This window comes from Bradyrhizobium diazoefficiens (assembly GCF_016616885.1).
GTDB lineage: Bacteria > Pseudomonadota > Alphaproteobacteria > Rhizobiales > Xanthobacteraceae > Bradyrhizobium > Bradyrhizobium diazoefficiens_F.
In genome coordinates, this window is sequence record NZ_CP067102.1 from 7,466,371 (window position 1) to 7,487,902 (window position 21,532).

22 protein-coding genes and 1 pseudogene are annotated in these 21,532 nt (G+C 64.7%); 14 read left to right on the forward strand and 9 right to left on the reverse strand.

The window, feature by feature from the left end; genetic code table 11:
* The first annotated feature begins 72 nt into the window (after positions 1-72).
* A complete protein-coding gene (locus tag JJC00_RS34835) occupies positions 73-375 on the forward strand; it encodes a hypothetical protein (protein ID WP_200474331.1) in 303 nt (100 codons plus the stop codon).
* 127 nt (positions 376-502) lie between these two features.
* On the opposite strand, the gene JJC00_RS34840 is transcribed toward JJC00_RS34835, so the two are convergent.
* Together JJC00_RS34840 and JJC00_RS38500 are read right to left on the reverse strand one after the other, a co-directional pair.
* Positions 503-1,720 carry a hypothetical protein gene (locus tag JJC00_RS34840; protein ID WP_200470255.1) on the reverse strand — a complete coding sequence of 406 codons (1,218 nt, stop codon included), beginning with the start codon at positions 1,718-1,720 and terminating at the stop codon, positions 503-505.
* A gap of 53 nt (positions 1,721-1,773) precedes the next feature.
* A pseudogene (locus tag JJC00_RS38500) lies at positions 1,774-1,851 on the reverse strand (NUDIX hydrolase); the annotation flags it as partial.
* A 68-nt stretch (positions 1,852-1,919) separates the two neighbouring features.
* Here JJC00_RS38500 and JJC00_RS34845 point away from each other — a divergent pair.
* The 7 genes from JJC00_RS34845 (at position 1,920) to JJC00_RS34875 (ending at position 7,040) form a co-directional block, all read left to right on the forward strand.
* The gene (locus JJC00_RS34845) at positions 1,920-2,357 is read left to right on the forward strand and encodes a PaaI family thioesterase (protein WP_246774028.1); all 438 of its coding nucleotides are present in this window, start codon (positions 1,920-1,922) and stop codon (positions 2,355-2,357) included.
* Between the two features lie 50 nt (positions 2,358-2,407).
* Entirely contained in the window at positions 2,408-3,430 is a 1,023-nt protein-coding gene (locus JJC00_RS34850; protein ID WP_200470257.1) for an aldo/keto reductase, read from the forward strand.
* Positions 3,431-3,445: 15 nt separating this feature from the next.
* Positions 3,446-4,759: a tetratricopeptide repeat protein gene (locus tag JJC00_RS34855; RefSeq protein ID WP_200470258.1), complete on the forward strand. Its 1,314-nt coding sequence runs from the start codon at positions 3,446-3,448 to the stop codon at positions 4,757-4,759.
* Between the two features lie 202 nt (positions 4,760-4,961).
* Complete coding sequence (locus JJC00_RS34860; RefSeq protein WP_200470259.1) at positions 4,962-5,540, forward strand: hypothetical protein; 579 nt, start codon at positions 4,962-4,964, stop codon at positions 5,538-5,540.
* Positions 5,541-5,596: 56 nt separating this feature from the next.
* Positions 5,597-5,944 carry a DUF3088 domain-containing protein gene (locus tag JJC00_RS34865; RefSeq protein ID WP_200470260.1) on the forward strand — a complete coding sequence of 116 codons (348 nt, stop codon included), beginning with the start codon at positions 5,597-5,599 and terminating at the stop codon, positions 5,942-5,944.
* 89 nt (positions 5,945-6,033) lie between these two features.
* Complete coding sequence (locus JJC00_RS34870; protein WP_200470261.1) at positions 6,034-6,609, forward strand: cysteine hydrolase family protein; 576 nt, start codon at positions 6,034-6,036, stop codon at positions 6,607-6,609.
* A 110-nt stretch (positions 6,610-6,719) separates the two neighbouring features.
* On the forward strand, positions 6,720-7,040 hold the full coding sequence (locus tag JJC00_RS34875; RefSeq protein WP_200470262.1) for a hypothetical protein: 321 nt from the start codon (positions 6,720-6,722) through the stop codon (positions 7,038-7,040).
* Between the two features lie 34 nt (positions 7,041-7,074).
* Here the strand turns inward: JJC00_RS34875 and JJC00_RS34880 are convergent, their stop codons facing one another.
* From JJC00_RS34880 to JJC00_RS34900, 5 genes are all read right to left on the reverse strand, one after another.
* Positions 7,075-8,340, reverse strand: a complete 1,266-nt coding sequence (locus JJC00_RS34880) for a flavin monoamine oxidase family protein (RefSeq protein ID WP_200470263.1) — start codon at positions 8,338-8,340, stop codon at positions 7,075-7,077.
* A 9-nt stretch (positions 8,341-8,349) separates the two neighbouring features.
* Positions 8,350-9,054, reverse strand: a complete 705-nt coding sequence (locus tag JJC00_RS34885) for a RibD family protein (RefSeq protein WP_200470264.1) — start codon at positions 9,052-9,054, stop codon at positions 8,350-8,352.
* Between the two features lie 22 nt (positions 9,055-9,076).
* Positions 9,077-9,736 (reverse strand): FABP family protein, encoded by a 660-nt coding sequence (locus tag JJC00_RS34890; protein ID WP_200470265.1) that lies wholly within the window; start codon positions 9,734-9,736, stop codon positions 9,077-9,079.
* Between the two features lie 133 nt (positions 9,737-9,869).
* Positions 9,870-10,739, reverse strand: a complete 870-nt coding sequence (locus JJC00_RS34895; RefSeq protein ID WP_246774029.1) for a VOC family protein — start codon at positions 10,737-10,739, stop codon at positions 9,870-9,872.
* Between the two features lies 1 nt (position 10,740).
* The gene (locus tag JJC00_RS34900) at positions 10,741-11,160 is read right to left on the reverse strand and encodes a hypothetical protein (protein WP_200470266.1); all 420 of its coding nucleotides are present in this window, start codon (positions 11,158-11,160) and stop codon (positions 10,741-10,743) included.
* Positions 11,161-11,656: 496 nt separating this feature from the next.
* Between JJC00_RS34900 and JJC00_RS34905 the strand changes: the two genes are divergently transcribed.
* The gene (locus JJC00_RS34905) at positions 11,657-13,897 is read left to right on the forward strand and encodes a TOMM precursor leader peptide-binding protein (RefSeq protein WP_200470267.1); all 2,241 of its coding nucleotides are present in this window, start codon (positions 11,657-11,659) and stop codon (positions 13,895-13,897) included.
* A gap of 93 nt (positions 13,898-13,990) precedes the next feature.
* Complete coding sequence (locus JJC00_RS34910) at positions 13,991-15,370, forward strand: SagB/ThcOx family dehydrogenase (protein WP_200474333.1); 1,380 nt, start codon at positions 13,991-13,993, stop codon at positions 15,368-15,370.
* 16 nt (positions 15,371-15,386) lie between these two features.
* Here the strand turns inward: JJC00_RS34910 and JJC00_RS34915 are convergent, their stop codons facing one another.
* Together JJC00_RS34915 and JJC00_RS34920 are read right to left on the reverse strand one after the other, a co-directional pair.
* A complete protein-coding gene (locus JJC00_RS34915) occupies positions 15,387-15,635 on the reverse strand; it encodes a hypothetical protein (RefSeq protein ID WP_200470268.1) in 249 nt (82 codons plus the stop codon).
* 130 nt (positions 15,636-15,765) lie between these two features.
* Positions 15,766-16,749 carry a LacI family DNA-binding transcriptional regulator gene (locus JJC00_RS34920; RefSeq protein ID WP_200470269.1) on the reverse strand — a complete coding sequence of 328 codons (984 nt, stop codon included), beginning with the start codon at positions 16,747-16,749 and terminating at the stop codon, positions 15,766-15,768.
* A 139-nt stretch (positions 16,750-16,888) separates the two neighbouring features.
* Between JJC00_RS34920 and JJC00_RS34925 the strand changes: the two genes are divergently transcribed.
* The 4 genes from JJC00_RS34925 (at position 16,889) to JJC00_RS34940 (ending at position 21,526) form a co-directional block, all read left to right on the forward strand.
* Complete coding sequence (locus JJC00_RS34925; RefSeq protein ID WP_246774030.1) at positions 16,889-18,295, forward strand: ABC transporter substrate-binding protein; 1,407 nt, start codon at positions 16,889-16,891, stop codon at positions 18,293-18,295.
* A 125-nt stretch (positions 18,296-18,420) separates the two neighbouring features.
* Entirely contained in the window at positions 18,421-19,362 is a 942-nt protein-coding gene (locus JJC00_RS34930) for a carbohydrate ABC transporter permease (protein WP_246774311.1), read from the forward strand.
* A gap of 10 nt (positions 19,363-19,372) precedes the next feature.
* Positions 19,373-20,428 (forward strand): carbohydrate ABC transporter permease, encoded by a 1,056-nt coding sequence (locus JJC00_RS34935; RefSeq protein WP_200470271.1) that lies wholly within the window; start codon positions 19,373-19,375, stop codon positions 20,426-20,428.
* Positions 20,429-20,446: 18 nt separating this feature from the next.
* Positions 20,447-21,526: an ABC transporter ATP-binding protein gene (locus JJC00_RS34940; protein WP_200470272.1), complete on the forward strand. Its 1,080-nt coding sequence runs from the start codon at positions 20,447-20,449 to the stop codon at positions 21,524-21,526.
* Positions 21,527-21,532 lie beyond the last annotated feature (6 nt).

Sequence of the window (21,532 nt, forward strand, 5' to 3'; positions counted from 1 at the left end):
TCGCGGATTGACCCGGGCACGCCGTTCGTGATTTGTTCAAAATGGGCGCCCGTACGATGGGGAGGATGGATGATGGCATTTTCAATCAAGACATTTGCTATGGCGGCTGCGCTGGGTGTGCTCGCCGCCCCCGCATGCGCGCAGAGCGCGGCGACGCCGTGGGAGCTCAAGCCGGACACCGGCTATGCCTATGACAAGGAAGGCAAGACGTTTTCCTACAAGATGGGCACCAGCAATGCCGGCGAACTGCTGAAGGGCGCCAAGAAAGTGCCCAAGGGCACGCTGTTCTTCATCGGCCACAACGGCCAGCTCTACATGCGCAGCGGCCAGTATCTCGAAGGCGATGGCAGATTCAAGTTCGGGCCGGATCAGTAGGGCGCGGCTCTCGCCACAAACGAAGCTGACGTAGGGTGGGCAAAGGCGCGTTAGCACCGTGCCCACCATCTATCAGCATGCTCTGATCGAGAATGGAGGGCGCGCTCGCCCCCCTGCGGCAGCGTCGCTAAAACGCCGCCGCCAGCTCTCGCGCGCCGGCATTGTTGCTGTTGCTGTCCATCCGCGTATCCGTCACCGCGAGCAGCTTCGCCACCGTGTTATGGCGGATCGCGACCGGGTTGCGCTCGTAGCCGCCACGCTGGAAGAAGTTCGAGGTCGGCACCTGCTCGCGCATCGCCTGCGGCATCGTCACCATGTCGAGGCCGGTGCCGTCGCCGGTGAGGTTCATCATCTCGAGCTCGGCGGCGGTGAGCGGACGGGTGTAGCCCTTGGCGCGGGCGAACAGCACCGAGGTCAGGAGCTTGTGGGTCTGCAGCATCGGCGCGATGTCGATGTCGAGCACCATCGCATGCATGGCCCAGCCCTGCGCGGTGTCGCCGATCTTCTCATGCTCCGACCAGGTGTCCGGCACCGACTTCGCATGCGCCACCATCTTCTTCAGGACAGCAAGCTTATGCTCGAGCAACTGGCGCGCCAGCCCGGAGGTGCGCGCCACCTTGTCGGAGAGCGCACGGATGAATTCATGGCCCTGCTCGGCCAGCAGCTCGACGCTGTTGGTGGTGAGCAGCTGGTTGTAGCCCATCGCGGTCGAGATCGCGCGCTTGCCGCCATGCTCGATGCCCGCCTGCACGTCGTAACTGCCGGTGCCGCCGGTCTCGAACGAGTAGACCCGCACCGCCTGCTCGCGCGTGAGCCCGGAGGCGAGCGCGTAGCGCGCATAGGCGCGCTTGAACTCGACCTCGTTGGTCGGACGCTGCGGCGCGAATTGATAGAGATCCTGCGCGGCTCGCAGGAGATCGGAGGCCACCGGTAGCGGCTTGCGGGCCGGGCGCTCCGGTGCTTCCTCGGGCTCCGGATTCACTGGCCGCTTCGGTCCGGTATAGACCGGCGGCTGCTCCAGCACGTAATCGTCGAGCGTGATCTGTTGCCCGCTGCGCCGCTTGGCATTGCGCCCACGGCGCTTTTCCGTGACCTGGCCCCAATAGGCGCCGGCCTCAGCATCGAAGGCGCCGCGGATCTGCTGATACTCGGCCAGCTTGCGGCGATATTCGAGCACGGCCGGAGATGCGCCCCCGCTTTGCGCAAAAAACTGCGACAGGAGCTGGGCGTTGGCATTGCTGACGGCGGGCGGCAGCGCGTCGGACTCGCCTCCACGCGCGGCGGGAACGAGCAGGACCAGCGCGAGTGGAACCAGCGCCAAATGTGTTCGAATCGAATGATGCATGCTGCCCTCTTAGCAGGCATCCGGTAACCGTCACGTTAACGCGCCGTTTACCATCACTTCCAGGCGAATACCGGCTGTTCCAAATCGGTGACGCGGGTCCGCCGCCCTGCCAGCATCTCGCGGAACTGGTGATGCTTGACTACACCAGGACCGCGCTCGATGAAACGATGAGAGAAGCGTTGCAAGGATGAACAGAGAGATGACAAGCAAGACCGCCGTAAAGCTCAAATCAGACGGCTGGACCATCCTGGAGACCTCTGGCTTCATGCACCTCGTCGGCCCCTTGTGGGAGCGCAAGGTCGACGGCCAATACGAATTCGCACTCGCCACCGAAGACAAGCACCACAACCGCCGCGGCATGGTCCAGGGCGGCGTGATGATGACCTTCGCCGACCGCACCTGCGGCATGACCGCCCGCTACATGTCGGGCAAGGAATACATGGCGACGGTGCAGCTCGACACCCATTTCGTCGAGGCCGGCCAGATCGGCGACATCCTGATCTCCCGCCCCCGCGTGGTGCGCTCGACCCGCAGCCTGATCTTCATGAGCACCGAGGTGTCCGTCGACGACCGCTGTGTGGTGATGGCCAACGGCGTGTTCAAGATCTTGAAGGGGCCGGTGCTAAACTCGCAATGACGGAAGTAGCTGGCTATGCTGCCGCCCAACGAAGCTTGAGGAAACATCCCATGCAATACCGCAAACTTGGCCGCTCTGGCCTGAAGGTGTCGCCGATCTGTCTGGGCACCATGATGTTCGGCGGGCCGACGGATGAGGCGGCATCAACGCGGATCATCGCCAAGGCGCATGACGCCGGCATCAACTTCATCGACACCGCGGACGCCTATTCGAAGGGCGGCTCCGAGGAGGTCGTGGGACGCGCGATCGGCAACAACCGTCACGCCTGGGTGCTCGCGACCAAGCTCGCCAATCCCATGAACAGCGATACGCGCAACGATCCCAATCGCGTCGGGCTGTCGCGGCGCTGGGTGTTGCAGGCGGCCGACGAGAGCCTGAAGCGGCTCGGCACCGACCACATCGACATCTACTATCTGCACAAGGAAGACCCTGCGACGCCGCTGGAAGAAACGGTGCGCGCGATGGGCGATCTGATCCGCGCCGGCAAGATCCGCTATTTCGGCGTCTCCAACTATCGCGCCTGGCGCGTCGCCGAGATCTGCAACATCTGCGACCGGCTCGGCATCGACCGTCCGGTGGCGAGCCAGCCCTATTACAACGCGATGAACCGGATGCCCGAGGTCGAGCACTTTCCGGCCTGCGCCTATTACGGCCTCGGCATCGTGCCCTATAGTCCGCTGGCGCGCGGCGTGCTCACCGGCAAATACAAGCCCGATGCGGCTCCGGACAAGGAAACGCGCGCCGGCCGCAACGACACCCGCATGATGCAGACCGAATGGCGGCCGGAATCGCTTCAGCTCGCGCAGGAGATCAAGGCCCACGCCGAGAAGAACGGCATCACCGCCGGCCAGTTCGCGGTGGCCTGGGTGCTCAACTCCGCCTTCGTCTCGTCGATCGTCGCAGGCCCGCGCACCGAGGAGCAGTGGGACGGTTATATAAGCGCGCTCGACTATCGCTTCACCGCGGATGACGAGGCGCTGATCGACCGGCTGGTCGTGCCGGGCCATCCGTCGACGCCGGGCTACAACGACCCTGCCTATCCGATCGAGGGACGCCGCGCGCGGACGACCTGAACGCCGGGGACAACGATGGCGCTTGAAGACCGCTACGGACTACCAGTCTCTGCCTCCTCGCACGAGGCAGCAAACGCCTATCGCGAAGGCGTCGATTTCATGCTTGCCGGCTGGACCGGCGCGGCGGAGACGCTGGAACGCGCCATTGCAGCCGATCCGGATTTCGCGCTGGCCCACATCGCCCGCGCCCGGGTGCATGCGTTCTACCAGCAGGGCGATCTTGCGCGGCAGAAAGCGGCACTGGCGCGCGAGCTTGTCGCCAGGCGCGGCACGGAGCGCGAGCGCTCGCATGTCGAGACGCTGGCGCTCGCGATCGAGGGGCGCGGGCCCGATGCGATCGCGGCAATGTTCAAGCACATCGAGAGCTGGCCGCGCGATGCCATGGTGCTATCGCTGCCACTCGGCGCGTTCGGCCTGTTCGCCTTCTCCGGCATGGCCGATCACGACCGCGCGCGGCATGAGCTGTGCGAACGCGTCGCGCATCATTATGGCGAGGACTGGTGGTTCCTGACCATGTCCGGCTGGGCGATGACCGAGAACGGCGACGTCGGCCGCGGCCGCGCCGTCACCGAGCGTGGCTTCAATCTGCGCCGGGCCAACGCCCACGCCGCACACGCGGTGCTGCATGCGATGTTCGAGGACGGCTCGATCGAGGCAGCCGACCGTCTCGTCGACGAGTGGATTCCGACTTACGACCGCGCCGGCATCCTGCACGGCCATATCCTCTGGCATCAGGCGCTCGGCGCGCTGGAGCACGGCGATGCGGCCCGCGCGCTCACAATCTATGCCGACGTGCTGCAGCCCTCCGCCACGCAAGCGCCGCCGCTCAATATCATCACCGACAGCGCCTCGCTGCTCTGGCGCCTATCGGCCTACGGCCACGGCGTGCCGAAGGCACTCTGGGTCGAGGCCGACAGCACGGCGCAAAAACTATTCCCGAAATCGGGCCTGCCCTTTGCCGACGTTCATATGGCGCTGTTTGCGGCCGCGACGCAAAATCGCGACGCATTGGCCGCGCGTCTTGCCGTGATCGAGCAGCGGCTCGCTGACGGCAAGCTGCCGGCCGGCCCGGTGGTGCCGGCGATCTGCCGCGCGCTTGTCGCCTTCGCGGATGAGAATTACGCCGGCTGCGTGGGCGAGTTCGCGCCTGTCCTCACTGAGGTCGTGCGCATCGGCGGCAGCCGCGCCCAGCGCGAGCTGATCGAAGACACGTTCCTTGTTGCTCTGATGCGCAGCGGCGAGCTGCCACGCGCCCGCAGCCTGCTCGATGTCCGCCTGCACCGCCGCCCGTCCTTGCGCGATAGGCGCTGGCAGGCGGCGATGGCTTAGCTCTGCCACGAAAAAAACATCGGTCGAGCGGTAAGTGCCTGCTAGGACGGGTCGGGGCGATCGGGGCGAATCGCCGATGGGTGGCGCGGTGGTATTCCAGTCGGGCTTGGCCGTGCAAACGGGATCGCAACCAATTTGCGATTCGATGGTTATTGGGCGGAACTTTCGTCCGTCCGCGGCCCCCTGGCACATGAGCCTGACGATGCGCCTCCTCCGACTGGTCCTGGCCGCCCCCTTCGTTGCTCTCGCAAGTCCTTGTTTTGCCGAGTCTTCCACGGCGATCGCGGTGAACAATCCGCCGGCGCAGCAGAATTCCCTCGTCGACATGCTGGCGCTGATGTCGGGCCACTGCAAGACACTGAAGGTCGCCGGGAGACCCTTTGCCTGCAAGACCGTGGCCTTCGCCCATGACGACAAGGGGCGGGTCAATTTCGCGGTCGCCGTCGACGACCCCAGCGACGAGAACCATGTCGTGTCGTTCTCCGGCGAGAACGGCAAGCGAGCCGACGACAATTCCTACGAGCTGCCGGTCGACCGCATGCTGCTCAACTCCAAGAATAGGCCGAAGATCGACGGCCTGCCAGTCCCGGCTGCGCAGACCTCCACCGGCACCTGCCGCCAGACCGGCAATTTCGCCGCCAGGAAGGTGAACGACGTCACCTGCTCCGCGACCGACAATGAAGGCCGGAAGTATGAACTGCTGTTCGTCTCCGACGGTAAGCCGGTGAGCGTGCGCCGCATCAGGCAGTCATCGCCCTCGGTCCAGGATCCGTTCAAGTAGCGCCATCATTCGTCGTCGTGAGCATGTATGATCGCGGCCATGCTTCGGAGTGACCCATGACGCGCGACCGCCTGTTTCTGGTACGCCCCGATTTCGAGGATCCGGCCTATCCGGGCCGGCGCTTCTATTGCTGGCATTGCGCGCTGATCGAAGGCCTGCTCGCCTCGTTTCCTGCGCTGGCCGAGAGGCTCGACGTCGAGCGCGTCGCTTGGCCGAAGCCGCGGCAGGCCGTGATCGCGCTGGTCGGCGAGGAGAACCAGTGGCTGCCGCTGCTCGTGCTGGCGGATGGGGCGACTTCGCCGCACCAGACCGGCAGCTATCAGGGGCGCGCCATCATCGCCGACAAGGACGCCATCCTCGCCGCGCTGTCCGAGCGCCACGGCTTTCCCCATCCGCATCCATGAGGCCTCCGTCCCGAAACGAGGGAAAATCGGCATTGCCTGGCTCGACTATCGCCTCGCATATTCTCGACAAAACTCCGGAATCCCTCGCCATGCCCCATCCCCTCCCCGCCCTCATCGTCGTCGACGTCCAGCGCGCATTCGACGAATGGGAGGCGGCGGGCAAGCGGCGCAACAATCCGGACGCGGTGGCGCGCATCGTCGATCTGCTCGCGGCGTTCCGGGCGAGCGGCGCGCCGATCTTCCACATCCGCCACGAAGGCACCAAGCCGAACTCGACGTTCCTGCCGTCGCGCACCGGTTACGCCGTCAAGGACGAGGCGCGCGAACGGAACGGCGAGCCCGTGATCGTCAAGCGCGTCAACAGCGCCTTCATCGGCACCGACCTCGAGACGCGCCTGCGCGCGAGCGACTTCGCCACGCTCGTGATCTGCGGCGCGACTACCAATCATTGCGTGGAGACGACGACGCGCATGGCGGGCAATCTCGGCTTCGACGCCGCCCTCGTGCGCGACGCGACCTGGACGTTCGATCGCGTCGGCCCCGACGGCGACACGCATTCGGCCGAATCCATTCACGCGATGACGCTGTCGAATCTAAACAGCGAATTTGCCCGCATCGTGACCACGAACGAGGTGATCACTGCGCTCGTAGCGGTGCGACAATAAATCCCAGCGCGATTTCGCGCCGATTGTCTGCGTCGTTTCGACGCCCGCACTCGCCGGAACGCGACCAATGCCCATCTGTTGTCACTCGACATCTCAACTGGAGTGATGACATGAAGTATCTCTTTGTCGCGATGGCCATCGGCGCTGCGGCGTTGGCCGGCGGATCCGCGGCCAACGCGGCTACCGGCGGCAAGGCCAAGCCGAACGCGCAGACGCGCCAATCGACCGACATCAGCGCGCAGCACAGGCACTATCAATATGGCCATCGCCATCACCGCTGGCACCCTCAGTACGGCGGCTACTACCGTCCACATTATCGCAGCTATGGCTACTATCCACGGCACCGGGGCTATTACGGCGGCGGACCGTACGGTTACTATGGTGGCGGCGGCCCGGGCGTGACGTTCAGCTTCGGCGGCAATCGCTGGTGAGCCCAAAGGCTCGCAGAGATGCGGGCCTTCTTTCTCAACCCTGCAAGATGAGGCCAGCCGTCTCCACGCCGCTCGCAAGTGCAGCCTCGACTGTTCCCATGTCGCGGCCACGATAGAGCGCCTCGCCGGAGAACAGCACGGAGCCATCGGCGCGCGCGAGGATCTCCTGCGCCGCCCGCGTCTGCGGCGTCGCCCACGAATAGGCGCCGCGGGCGAATGGATCGTGCGCCCAGTTGGCGGCCGCGGCCGCAACGAGGCCCCGCGCGATGTCCTCGCGCGGCCGGTTGAAGATTGCAGCGAGTGAATCGAGCCCGGCGTCGATCAGCCCCTGTGGGTCAAGGTGCGACAGCTCGGCTGTCCGCGGACCGCCGAACCATCCGGTAAGCACGTGATGCTGATCCTGCCGTGTCCACCACACGGGAATGGTCTCGTCCGACAACAAGAAGAGCATGTCCGCAAGCTCTTCCCGTTCGCGCCACCATGGCCGCTTGAAGCGCAGCAGGAGTTTGATGACGCTGCCGAAGCCGATATCGTCGGCGGCGGCCGCCTTCGTGCGTGCGGCTGCAGGCAGCGCGATCTCGCGCAATAGCGGCAGCGGCACGGTCAGGATCACGCGATCGCAGATTTGTTCCTCGCCGCCGGCGCAACGGACAACAACCTTGCCGCCGCTCTCCTCGATCGCCACGACCACGGCACCCAGGTGAATGGCAGCACCAGATTTGCGACATTCAGCCGCCAAAAAATCGATCAGCCTGCCATAGCCACCGTCGATACGGCCCTGCGTCGCGTGTCCGTCATTCATCCACTCGTCGCGCAGCGCCAGCGTCGAGGCGCGCTCGGGGTCGGCCGCATCATAGCCCTCCACCATGCGTTCGACGGCGTGCCGCAAGCGCGCATATTCCGGCCCGGCGAAATGCCGGCGCAGGAAATCGGCGACGGTGAGATCGTCCGTCAGCTCCTTCACTGCGGCATGAAGCTTTTCGTGATAGGCATCGCGCGGGCTCTCCCGCGAGAACGCCTTGCCGTCAAAGCTCCACTGCGTGCCTCCGATCGTCCGCACCGACAGCCCGGCCTCGCGCGCGAGACCGCGCGTGACCGGCGCTTCGCCATGAACGAACTCGGCGCCGCCATCGGCGGCATAGCCGAACTCCGAGGCCGGCAGCGGATGGATGCGCCCGCCGCAGCGGTCGCGCGCTTCCAGAATCGTGACGCGTTTGCCCGCCCGCGCAAGCGCGCGAGCCGCCATCAGGCTGGCCGCGCCCGCGCCGACGATGACGATATGCTCTGACGTGTCCGACATTGCCGTTGCTTATTGGCCCGCGGCGCCGTTCTGGATCAAGTAGCGCAGCAACAGCACGCCACCGCCGAGCTGCCGCGTGCTCTCCAGCGTCATCGCAGTGAGCGGCGCGCGCTTGTCGTGGTCCGCCTCGGTCGAATCGAACACGAAGGGCGCGCCCCTGGCGCCGTCGATCGCCGGGCTGAGGATCAGGTTGAATTCGTCGATCAGGCCGGCGCGCAGGAACGCGCCATTGGCGACGCCGCCGCCCTCCACCAGCAGGCGCTTGACGCCAAGCTCGCGATTGAGGATCTCGACCGCCAATACGAGGTCGATCTCGGACTTACCGGCGAAGATATAGGAGACGCCCTCGCCGCGCAGGCCGGCGAGATGCGAGTCCGGCACGCTCTCGGTCAGCACCACGACGATCGGATCGCCGCCGATGTCGGAGCGGCCCCATCCGATCTTGCCGTGCGCGTCGAGCACCACGCCGTAGGTTTTCGCGTCGCGCCGCGCGAACCAGTTTTCGCGTGGGAATTTTTCGTTCGGCATCTCGGGATAGGGCTTGCCCTTGGCGAACTCGGAGCCGGTGACGCGGCCGATCACCCAGGCGTCGCCGCCGAGCTCGTCATGGATTTTCTCGAACCAGTCGGTGCCGGCACCCTTCGGACGCCAGCGGCTCGGATGCGTGCGGCCGTCGAGGCTCGCGTGCATCAGGCAGATGACATAAGGTTTCATGCGGATTCTCCGAACCGGCCTCTCAGGCCGGCTTATCGTTTCCGGCGCGATCGTTCACGATCACCGCGAGCGGATTGAGTTTTGGCGGCGCGACCAGCTTGAGCGTGTTGCTATCATGATGATTGAACGGCGCACCGCGGACGAACAACTCCGTCTCGATCTGATAACTCCAGCTGCCGTCGTCGTTGAAGGCGATGTCGCAACGGTAACTATCGGTGCGGAACGCTTGTTCCAGGAAGTCGGTCGAGCAGATTCCGTAAGCGGTGTCGCCGCGCTTCGCCGTGACGGAGATCTTCTTGTCATCCGGCTTGGCCCGGCCGGAGGCCAGCAGCACCTGCCCACGTGGAATCGCCAGCGTCTGCAGAATCAGTCCGGTCGCAGGCTCCCAGAGCCAGTAGCCGACCTGGTCGTGGAAAGTGATATCTTCCTCGGGCGTGTTGATGTGGATGTGATAGCGCAATCCATAGAATAGCTGCGGTCCGTTGGCCTGCGGATCGATCGGGTCCATCCGGATATGCTCGATGAAGGTCCGCCGCTCCGGCCCATCCGCCTTCGGATTGATATCGATGCCCTTGTCCGCCCGCCAGGCGCCGGCGAGCCGGCGGAGCGGCCCGAGATTGGCGAGACTGTCGGGCGAGACGTCCTCGGGCTCGGTGAAGATGTCGGCGGGAAGGGGCAGCATGGAGACCTCGCATCGTTGCGCGGAGCAGCAATAGCACAAGGGCGAATCGAGCGGAATGCGACGCGATCTCGGGTCTGCTCGGCGTGTGTGAGGCGCCGATCATTGGGTGATGGTGCGCGCGACATATCGCGGCTCACCGCTTTGTCTTCGGAAGCACCATTCTGCCCTGTGAAGCAATGCCGCCCCATTTGGCGGACCAGCTGACCTCCGAGGCGGAGGATCGCTCGATGGCCTTCCGGTCCCACGCCCCCTGCAGCGTAAACAGGGCGCCTTGGGGATCGACACATCGCACGATCCAGCAATCGTCGGGCAGCTCGATCGGTCCCTGGAGAACCCGCCCTCTGCCGGCATTGACCCGTCTGGCCGCCGCGCCGACATCGTCGACATTGAAGTAATGCAGCCAGCAGGCCTGCGATACGCTCGGACGCTTGGTGAGCATGCCGCCGATCGTCTGCCCGGCCACGGAAAACAATTCGTAGACGCTTGCCGGATCGGTTCCAGCGGACGGCTTTTTCCAACCAAGAAGCTCGCCATAAAACGGAAAGATCCTGCGTTGGTCTTCGGCCAGCAGCTCGTGCCAGCCCACGCGCCCGGGCTTGTCGGTTCCGCCCGGTTGCGATTGGCCATATGTCAGGCCCGTGACCAGCGCGAATGTCGCCCCTTGCGGATCGGCGACCACTGCAATGCGGCCGATGTTGCTGTCGGTCGGCGAGACCAGGATCGCGCCCCCAAGCGGGTGGATCCGCGCGATCGTCGCATCCATGTCATCGACGGCGACGTAGCCGAGCCATCTCGGCGTTGCTCCCATGCGAACTCCCTCTTCCGGGAGATTCATGAGACCGACGACCGGCGCGTTGCCTGCAGTCAGCAACGTGTAGGCCAGCTCGGGGCTCGACGCATCCTTCACAGCCCAGCCGACGACGTCGGCGTAAAAAGCAGCGGCTGACGGCATGTCCGTCGTCAGAAGCTCATACCAAACGAAGCGTCCGCGCTGGTCGGCCAAGCTAGCTTCCCCGTTCGAGCGGACAGACGATGGCGCACTGCATCATGCTGCTCGGCACTATCGACAAGAATTTGCCGCGATGTCGTTCATGAAGATGAATGCAATCTAAACGAGCGCCATACCATTTCGTGTTCACGTGAATCTTGCCCAGTTTGATGGCCCGGCGTAGGATCATCGGAGAAGATCGTTCTTCCAACTTGGAGGATGCGGCCATGCGGCGGACGAAGCAAGCTTCGAACAAGAAGCGGATCACCAAAGCTGCAGTACCGGCGCTCGGGTTTGCCGGACTGACTTTTTCGCTGGCGGGAAGCGCGATGGCATCCGCGGTGCCGGCAGACGAGCCTCCACAAAAACTGAACATCACGCCTGGCCAGTTCAGTGCGCTCAGCGAGGAGGAACTCGCCGACGTGAACCTCGCCACCTTCCACCTTGCCGGCGACGAAAAAACCTTGAGCGGCGTGCTGCTTGCGCGAGGATGCGGCGGGTGTAGAGGATGCGGCGGCTGCAGAGGTTGCGGTGGCTGCAGAGGTTGCGCCGGCTGCCGAGCCTGTCGCTGCGGCGTCGGTTGCGGTGGCTGTGGTGGTTGTGGCGTCGGCTGGATCGGCGTGCCATTGCCGGTGGCATGCACGGGATGCTGCGCATCATGGGGCCGCTGCCGCTGGTGCTAGGCGTGAGCGCTCCCTGACTGGACATCGACAGGTCGCAATTTCATTGGCCGGGCTCGCAAGCGACCCGGCCAATTTCTGTTGTCGTACGGCATTCACTTCGTCTGGCCTCAGCTTGCCGATCGCGAGCGAGTATGTTCCAACTCATGCCAAGAAATCCGGTGGTGCTCGGCGTACAAGTCGGGCCGCCCAGGCGTTTGTCGTGCCCTCAACGATCCGGCATGGCGGGAACAGGATCAGCGTGCTGCCCCGATGACAGTCAAGCGAAAGAGCAGCACTGCGAAGCAGACCCGCAAGGGCATTTTGCGCTTCGCGCCGAACTTCACCGCCTATCTGCTTCCTCCCAATGTGGTCTGTCTCTACTCCGAGAACCGCAAATTCTTCCTGCACGGCGATCTCTATTGCGCCGTGGCGAGTGCGATCGGAAAAAACGGCAAGGGTGCGCCGGAGATCATCCGGCAGCTTTCAAAGAGATTTCCGACAGCCGAGATCGAGGAAGCGATCAGGCGGTTGCTCGAGCGCCGCTACGTCGTCAGCGGCGCATCGCATACAGGCGCCGTTGACGGATATTGGGCCAGCCTCGGCCTGCCTCCCGAGATCGCCGAGGAAAACCTGCGCAACTGGCCGGTGCGGGTGGAATCGATCGACGTCAAAGGCGCGGGCGAGCTGAGCGCGGCGTTGAGCAAGCTCGGGGTTCACATCACCAAGCGATCGCCGAGGCTCGTCATCACGCTTGTGAACGACTACCTCGAGCGGCGGCTCGCTGACGTGAATGGGGAGCGCGTCGCCGACGGGACGCCCTGGCTGCTGGTTCAGCCGTCGGGCGTGTTTCCGCTGGTAGGACCTGTGTTCAAGCCGGGCGAGAGCGCCTGCTGGACCTGCCTGCACGATCGCATGATCCGCAATCGCGAGATCAAGGGATTTCTCGACCGCGGAGCGGCGCAAGCTGTCGCGATATCACCGCTGGTCAACGACACCGTCGGACAGACCGCGATCCACTTCGCGGCCGTTGAGATCGCGAAGGCGATCGCCTCCGGATTTCGCACTGATCTCAACGATCACATCGCAAGCTTCGACCTGACCGGGGCCGCCATCGCCAAGCATTACGTCGCGAAGCGCCCGCAATGTTCGGCCTGCGGCAGCAAGAAGCTGAGGAATCCGCGACGGGCCGCAGCGCCGATCGAAATTGCCGCGGGCCAAAAGCTCGTCATGACCAGCGGTGGATACCGCACCGTGACGTCGCGAGCCACCGTGGCGCGGTTTCGCAAGCACGTCAGTCCGCTGACCGGCGTGGTGTCGCGGCTCGAGCGGATCGAGGCCGATCTGCCGATGAACACCAATTTCTTTGCGCATCACAATTTCTCTGCGCCGGCCTGGAACGTCGATCAGCTCAGGTCCGGCCTGAGCGGCGGCAGCTTCGGCAAGGGCTCGACGGCCGAGCAGGGCGAGGCCAGTGCGCTGATGGAAGCGATCGAGCGCTACTCCGGCATTTTTCAGGGCGACGAGATCAGGGCGAAGCGCCGCTTTGCCGATTTCGCGCCCGGTGACGCGCTGCTTCCCAACGACGTCCAGTTCTTCAGCGATCTGCAGTTTCAAAACAGGCATGTCCCGCTGCCGGACGATTCCCATCCCGTCCCCGAGCCGTTCGATCCCTCGACCAGCACGGAGTGGTCGCCGGTCTGGTCGTTGCGTGACAAGCGCTTCAAATATCTTCCGACCGGCCTTTTGTATTTCTTCTATGGCGGCTTCCACACCGATTCCAACGGATGCGCGGCCGGCAACACCCGTGAGGAGGCCATCGTTCAAGGCTTCCTTGAGCTGGTCGAACGCGACGCCTACGCGATCTGGTGGTACAATCGCGTGCGGCGCGCTGAGATCGACCTTTCGCAATTCGAGGATTCCTATGTGCGCGATCTTCAACACCAGTTTGCCGATGCGGGCCGCCGGCTCTGGGTGCTCGACATTACCAGCGATCTCGGCATTCCCTCCTACGTCGCGATCATGCACTGGATGCAGAACGGACACGAAAATATCGAGTTCGGATCCGGCTCGCATTTCGATCCCCGCATCGCCCTGCTGCGGTCCCTCACCGAGCTGACCCAGTTCATGTCGATTGGCATGATGGGCGGCGGGAGCGGCGAGAAACCGTCGCTTGACGGTGTCACGCCGCTGCGGCTGGACGATCATCCGTTCCTGATCCCCGACGACAATCCGCTTCTCCCGCCGGCGCCAGATCTCGAGGTTCACGACAACACGCGCGACCAGGTCAATGCCTGCGTCGAGATCGCGGTCAGGGCGGGATACGATTTCCTGGTGCTCGACCAGACGCGGCCCGACGTCGAGGTCCCCGTCGTCAGAGTGCTCGTTCCGGGCTTGCGGCATTTCTACCGCCGCTTCGGGCCCGGCCGGCTTTACGACGTCCCGGTGAAGCTTGGACTGCTGGACCGCCCGCGACTGGAAAGCGAGCTGACGTCGTTCCTGCCACATACCTGAAGGCTGGCCTCGTTGCGCGCACCCCGGAAAAAGCCGACGAGGACAAGCGCCCCCATCATCGCCGCGCGATTGAACGGCCGCTTCTCCCTGCAGATGCAGGCCGACGGAAGCATTGCCGCTGTCTCCAGCGATTATTCGGTCAGCCTCGGACAATTCAGCGCGGCGGCGATTGCCCGGGCCGGGCATCTCGCGACCGCCCTTCCGCTCGCATCGCTTGCTGGCAAGAGCGTGGTCGCGAAGCAGGTTCATGGTCTGGTGCAGCGGCTGGCGCGGCACGGGCTTCTCGACTACCGCCTGTTCTCTCCCCGCGATGCGCAAGACCTGGTGATCATCGAACCGCAGATCGCCGACTACTGGCCGCAACGCGCCAAGCTATCGAGCGGCGATACGATCGTGTTGTCGCGCTTTGCCTATCTGCGCCGGCGCGGCAATGAGATGGTGCTGGAATCGCCGCGCGCCGGCGCACTGTTCCGGATTTGCGATCCCGCCATCGCCGCCACGCTGGCCGCCCTCTCGCGGCCGCAAAAGATCAGCAGGCTTCGCAGTCAAGGCGCCTCCCTGAACCTCGACCTGCTCGGCTTGCTGCTCGACAGCGAGATGCTGATCAAGCTCGGTGCGAATGGCGCAGACGGCGGTGGGGTGACCGAAGGCGACCGCAATCTCGTGCTCTGGGATTTCCACGATCTCGTGTTTCACACCCGCAGCACGGAGGGCCGGCACGTCAATCCGGTTGGCGGCGCTTACCTCCATGCGCGGGCTGTTCCGCCGCTGCCCGCGGTGCGCCCGCGCTGGCCCGGCAAGACGATCGCGCTGGGCAAACTCGGCGCGCCCGAGCCGAAATCGCCCTTCGCAAAACTGTTGCGCGAGCGTCATTCGACACGGGATTTCGACGACCGGCATCCGATCACCCTTCCCGAGCTCGCGCAGTTTCTCGACACGACCGCCCGCGTGCTGTCGGAATGGAAGGGCGAGGCAGATTTCGACGGTGGCCTTGAGGTCAGCTACAGCTCGAGACCTTATCCGGCGGCAGGCAGCGCGTATGAGCTTGAGTTGTACCTGGCGGTGTCGAACTGCGAGGGGCTGGCGCGTGGGCTTTATCACTACGATGCCGGCGGCCATGCGCTGGTCGCGATCGACGCCTCCGCAAATCAGCTCCAGGCGCTCTCAATGGCCGCCGCGTTTGCCATGGGTGCATCCGCTCCGCCGCAAATCCTGATCACGATCGCCGCGCGCTTCGGGCGGATCTCCTGGAAGTACTCCTCGATCGCGTATTCGCTGATCCTGAAGGATGTCGGCTGCCTGATCCAGACATTCTATCTGGCCGCAACCGATATGGACCTCGGCGGCTGCGCCATCGGCACCGGCAACATCGATCTGTTTGCGAAAACGACGGGACTCGAATTCCACGTCGAGGGCGCAGTCGGCCAATTCGCGCTTGGGCGCGGGAGGAAGACGGGGAGCTCCAGCCAGTGAGGCGCGGAGTCCGCCCTCAAGCCGCTTCCGAAGTCGATCTCGCACGCTGCTCCAGCACGCCGATCGTCGCGACCAGATTGTCGCGCCGGGCGCGAAGGTTCGCTGCGAGCAGCGGATAGGTCGGCTGCTGCGCGTCGAACACCCCGGCGCGGGCCTCTTCCTCGAGAATGTCGGTGTTGAGCAGCCGAACGCGCCACCATAAATCGGCGATCAATGCGTCGAGCCGGAGTTCTCCGGCAGCACCAGAACGGGACACTTCCTGCATCACTTGCCTCACCCTGAAACGGCCTCCCTGCTGAGGCCTGGCTTTGGTCAGGACTGAGCAAGCGTGATGCCAGGAACGGGCCTGGACGCGAAACACGATCGGGACGCAAGCCGGATCCACTGGTCGGGCATCAGCCGAACTTGTAGGGAAGCAGGCGTTGGCCAAAGGGTTCGCCTCGCCAGATCAATTGCAGGCCCGCGACGATCTCCGCCCCGTAGACGGCGTAAGGAATTTCGATCGACTTCAACCAGGGTGCGACCCACTGGTTGAGCGGCGTGCCGTCGATGCTGACCAGATCGCAATCGCCGGGGATTTTCAGGCCGCGCTCGAGCGCGCGCCGGTTCACGCCGTAGGCGATTTGGTCGCTCACACAGAGAATGGCGTCCGGCGTGTCGCGGCCGGCGAAAATTCGCGCGCCGGCATCATAGCCGATCTGGAGATGCGATCCTCCTTCCCCGCCGGCCCGGATGATCGCCTCGTCGGACCATCCACGCTGCCGCAGTCGGGCCAGAAAGCCTGACACGCGGTCCCGCGATGCAGACGAGCTCAGCAGGGGAAAAACAACGGCCGGGGCTCGCCGTCCGAGATCGGCGAAATAGTCGGCGACGGTCGCACCCGCCGCGCAATCGTCGATTCCGACGAACGGGCCGGCGCCGGTCGGATTCCGGCGGTTCACGAACACCGCCGGCGCGCCGGACGCGGAAAGCTCACTTAACCCGGGGCTGGGCACCGCCGCGACGAGGACATAGCCACGCACCATCTGAGCCCGCATCGCGTAGAGATATTCGTCCTGAAGTTCGGGGCGGTCGTGCGTATCGCACAGGACCATCACGTAGCCGGCCTCGCGCAGTGCGGCCTCGGTGGAGCTTGCGATCGTCGCCATGGCCGGATTGTCGAGATTGGCCGCGATCATCGCAACAAGCTGGCTTTGGCCGCTCTTGAGCGCCCGTCCCACCGGGTTTGGCCGGTAGCCTACTGCCTCGATCGCACCGAGCACCCGCGCCACCGTAGCTGGGGAGGCGCGGCGCATCTCACCGTTGACGATCCGCGAGACGGTCGAAACCGAGACGCCGGCCCTGGCGGCGACTGTAGCAAGTGAGACGTCTTCCGGCATCGGCCTCCCCGGGGCTGGTCCGATTGCAGCTATAGCCACAGTCGAGCCCCGTTCCGAGACTCGGCAACACGTTTTAAACCGAGATTGACAGCTAGGCAAACGTTTGCCAAACTGGTTTTGCCCTTTGGGAGACCCCCAAGTGGATGCTGATACGGAAGGAAACACCTGCGCCAGAGGATCCGTCGAAGAACGGGCCCGCGGCGCCTATCTCGCGCGGTCCGACTGGACCGGCGAGCACGGAGGAAAAATGATCGCGCGCGCCGTCAAGCCCGTTATCGCATCTCTTGTGCTGTCCCTTCTGTCCGCCGCCGTTTTCGGCGGCCCGGCGTCGGCCGAGACGACAGTGCTCCGCATGGCCTGGTACTCGGACGGCAACGAGGGCGAGGTGATGGCCGACCTGCTGCGGCGATTTCACGACCAGAACAAGGACATCGACGTCGTTCTCGATCAGGTGCCCTACAAGGCGATCAACGAGAATCTGCCCGTGCAACTCGCCTCCGGCCAGGGTCCCGACATGGCGCGTATCGTCGATATGGGCGGCCTGTCGCGCTACGCGCTCGATATGCGCCCCTATCTGAAGGACCCCGGCTACTGGGAAACGAACTTCGGCCCCTTCCTCGAATGGATGCGCCCGGCGGGAGACCCGCAGGCCATTCCGGGCTTCATGACCCAGCTCACCGTCACCGGCCCCTTCGTCAACAAGACCCTGTTCGAGCAGGCCGGGGTCGCGATACCCGGCGAGAAGTCGACCTGGGAGGACTGGGCGAAGGCGGTGAAGGAGGTTGCGGGCAAGGTCCAGGCGCCGTTCCCGCTCGCGCTCGACCGCTCGGGCCATCGCTTCTATGCGCTTGCCGTGTCGCAAGGCACAAAGGTCTTCGACGCGAACGGCGAGCCTGATGTCGTGGACGAGGGCTTCAAGCGCGCGGCGCAGCTCGTCTACGACTGGCACAAGTCCGGCGTCATGTCGAAGGAGCTGTGGGGCTCGGTCTCCGGCACGGCCTATCGCGGCGCCAACGACGAGTTCAAGAACGCGCAGGTCGTGATGTACCTGTCCGGATCGTGGCAGACCGCTCAGTTCGCCAAGACCGTGGACAACGCCTTCGACTGGGTCGCGGTCCCCAATCCCTGCGGACCGGGCGGGTGCAGCAGCATGCCGGGCGGCGCCGGTCTCGTGGCTTTCAAGCAGACCCAGCATCCCAGGGAAGTCGCGCGGCTGATGGAATATCTCGCGAGCGAACCCGTGCTGGCGGAGTTCTATGCGCGCTCGCTGTTCGTGCCCGGCCACCTCGGTCTGGCGAAGAAAGGCATCGACTATCCGACGGCCAGCCCCGAAGCCGCCGCGGCGCTGAAGGTCTTCACCGCAAGCGCGGCCCAGATTTCGCCGCTCGCTTACCGGACCCAGGGCTACATCAACAGCCGGATCATCTTCAACGCCGTCATCAGCCGGCTCGGGCAGGCGGTCTCCGGTGAAACGATGCTTGAAGACGCCTACAAGCGCATCACCGCGGACGTCGCGCAGCAGATCGCCGAGCGCAACAAGAAGTGACGGCACAGGAGCGAAGGATCACCGCGATGTCGGACATTCCGTCCGCCTCCGTGCCGAAGCCCGGCATCGCCGCGGCAGCGCTCGCGGAATTCCGGCGCGTCGCGGTCCTGCCGGTGGACGTCGCGATGCGTCTGTTCGATCCGCCGATGCGACGGCTGCAGCGCATGATCGGCGCGCGGCGCATGGCCTATGTGTTCCTGTTGCCCAACTTCGTCTTCTTCGGCCTGTTCGTGTTCCTGCCGATCGGCATCAACGTCGTGTTCTCGGTGACCGGCGGCACCGCCCTGTTTCCCTCGCAGCGCCCCTATGTCGGCGGCGAACAGTTCGCCCATCTGTTCGACTGCGGCTCCTATCTCGATCCGGCGACCTGCCGCGAGGACCACTTCTGGCGCGGCGTCGCCAATACCGCGAAGTTCGTCGTGTTTCAGGTGACGGCAATGGTGGCGTTTTCGCTCGTCACTGCGCTGGTCCTCAACATGAAGATCCGTGGCCGCGGCTTTTTCCGTGCCGTCTATTTCTTTCCGGTTCTGCTATCGCCCGTGGTCGTCGCGCTGATCTGGAAATGGATCCTGCAGCGCGACGGGCTCCTCAACGCCGCCATCACCACACTCGGCGGTCAGAAGATCCTGTTCTTCGTCGATCCGAGCTGGGCGATGTTCTGGGCGGTGTTCGTATCCGTGTGGGCGCATATGGGCTTCTACACGCTGATCCTGCTCGCCGGCCTTCAGGCGATCCCGGCGGACCTCTACGAGGCGGCGGAGATGGATGCGACCCCGCGCTGGCGCGTGCTGACACACATCACGCTACCGCTGCTGTGGCCGAACATGATCGTCGTGATCGTGCTCGCGCTCATCAAGGGTGCGCAGACCTTCGACGAAGTCTTCGTGCTGACCGGCGGTGGCCCCGGCACCGCCACGCTGATGATCGTCCAGTACATCTACGAGACCGGCTTCGCCAGCCAGGTGCAGAATTTCGGCCTCGCCGCCGCCGCGTCCGTCGTGCTCGGCGTCGTCCTTTTCGTCCTGACGCTCCTGCAATTCGCCGCCGCGCGGCGCAAAGAGATCTGAGGTAGCCGCCATGCGTCTTGCGGTTTTGCTTGGTCAACGTCGCAACGGGCCCGGACGGCCGCTGCACTGGACCGACGTCGCAGCCTACGCCTATCTCGCGCTCGGCGTCGCGCTGATGTTCGGCCCGGTGTTGTGGCTGGTGCTGTCATCGTTCAAGACCCAGAGCGCGCTGCTGGAATTTCCGCCGTCGCTGCTGCCCTTCGCGCAGGTCGAAGTGACGGTGCCCGGCCAGCCGCAGAAGCTGCCTCTCTTCCGCACGACGCTTCCTGACGGCTCGGTCCGCGAGCTGGCGCAGGTTCGGCGCATCGGGCTTGTCGCCCAGATGGTCGATCCGGCCGATCCCTCGAAGCAGTTTCGCGTGGCGATCGACAAGCGCGAACCGGTGCGCCGCGTCGCACTCGCGACAGAGAACTACACCGAGCCGCTCCAGCGCTTCGCCTTCCTGCGCTTCCTGTTCAATTCGGTCTTCGTGACGGTGGTCGCCACGCTGATCACGCTGCTCATCAACTCCATGGCCGCCTATGCGCTCGCCGTCTATGCGTTCCCCGGCAAGCAGGCGGCGACGCTGGCGGTGATCGGGACGCTGATGATCCCAATGACCATCATCCTCGTGCCGGTCTATCTGGTGATAACCGAGCTCGGACTCGCCAATTCGCTTTGGGCGGTGATTCTGCCGGGTGCCGCGACGCCAACGGGCGTGTTCCTGCTGCGGCAATACATGCTGACATTGCCGAAGGATCTGATCGAGGCCGCGCGGATGGACAAGGCATCGGAGTGGCAGATCTATTGGCGCATCGTCATGCCGCTGACCCTGCCGGCGCTGGCAGTTCTGGCGATCTTCTCGATCATGTGGCGCTGGAACGAATTCCTGTGGCCGCTCGCGGTCCTGACCAAGACCGAGGTCTACACGTTGCAGATCGCGCTCAATGCGTTCCAGGGCGAACTCCAGACCCAGTGGCACTATCTCCTTGCGATGACGGTCGTGACGCTCGCTCCCGTCGCCCTCGTCTTCGTGTTCCTCCAGCGTTTCATCACGACGGGCATCGGCTCGACGGGGATGAAATGACCGATCGGGCTATCCACCATGGCTGAATTGAAACTCACGGCCGCGCGAAAATCCTTCGGCAGCATCGATGTGCTGCACGGCATCGATCTCGCGGTGAAGGATGGCGAATTCGTCGTCTTCGTCGGCCCGTCCGGCTGCGGAAAGTCGACGCTCCTGCGCGTCATCGCCGGCCTCGAAAACGTCACGAGCGGCGAGGTCCATATCGACGGCGAGCGGGTCACCCACCTGCCTGCCTCCGAGCGGGGGCTGGCCATGGTGTTCCAGTCCTATGCCCTGTATCCGCATATGAGCGTGCGCAAGAACATGGCCTTTGCGCTCGAGAACATGGGGTTGAAGCCGGAAGAGATCGAGGCGCGCGTCAGTCGCGCCGCCGCCATGCTGCGTCTTGCGGACTATCTCGACCGCAAACCCAAGGCGCTCTCCGGCGGCCAGCGCCAGCGCGTCGCCATCGGCCGGGCCATCGTGCGCGATCCGAAGATCTTTCTGTTCGACGAGCCGCTGTCGAACCTCGACGCTGAACTCCGCGTCGCGACGCGGAAGGAACTTGCCGCTCTGCATGCCAATCTCGGCGGCACGATGATCTATGTCACGCACGATCAGGTCGAAGCCATGACGCTTGCAGACCGGATCGTGGTGCTCAACGGCGGTCGGATCGAGCAGGTCGGCTCGCCGCTCGAGCTCTACAACCGGCCCGTGAACGCCTTCGTGGCGGGCTTCATCGGCTCTCCCCGCATGAACTTCCTGCCCGCGACCGTGATGTCCGATGACGGCATGCTCAGCGCGAGCGTTGGCGAGCGTGAAATCGCTTTGCCCCGCGCCGCTTCCGGCCTCACCGCCGGCGCCCGCGTGACGCTCGGCATCCGCCCCGAACATATCGACGTCGCGCCCGACACGGGCATGCTCGCCGCAACCGTCGATCTCGTCGAGCAGCTTGGCGGCGAGACCTTCATCTATGCCACGGCTCCCGGCCTGCCGCAGATCACGCTGCGCCAGGATGGCCAGTCGCGGTTTGACCGCGGCGATGCAATCGCGATCCGTTTCGCCCCCGACCATCTGCATATCTTCGACGCGGCCGGCGCGGCTCTCGCCCGGCCGTGATCGTCT